We start from the raw sequence: 586 nt of genomic DNA on the forward strand, positions 1-586 counted from the left end.
GCTTGGGACAGTGCCCGTACTTATCGTGGCTCTGACCGACGTGGCGGCGCAAATGGCGCGAGAATTCGCTTGGCTCCGCAAAAAGATTGGCAAGGTAACGAGCCTGAGCGTCTAAGTCGTGTTCTTGCTGTGCTAGAAAGCATCGCAGCAGAAGAGGGCTGTAGCGTTGCTGATGCTATCGTGCTTGCTGGTAACGTAGGTATTGAACTGGCTGCGCGAGCGGCGGGTCATGATGTATCTGTGCCTTTCGCACAAGGTCGAGGCGATGCTTCTCAAGATATGACGGATGTGGAATCGTTCGAAGTGCTTGAACCTGTGGCTGACGGTTTCCGAAATTGGTTGAAGAAAGACTATGTGGTGAAGCCGGAAGAGTTGTTGCTCGACCGAGCGCAGCTTATGGGTTTGACAGCACCAGAAATGACGGTACTGATTGGTGGTTTACGCGTTCTGGGTAGCAACTACGGTGGCAGCAAAGATGGCGTCTTTACCGACCGCGTGGGTACGTTATCGAACGATTTCTTCGTAAACCTCACCGATATGGCTTACACATGGAAGCCAACGGGTGAGAACCAATACGAAATTCGTG

At 52.4% G+C, this 586-nt stretch carries 1 protein-coding gene; it reads left to right on the forward strand.

The window, feature by feature from the left end:
- On the forward strand, positions 1-586 hold a 586-nt coding region (locus R8O11_RS29680; RefSeq protein ID WP_318195185.1), incomplete at both ends, for a peroxidase family protein.

The organism is Vibrio sp. 1288, assembly GCF_033344475.1.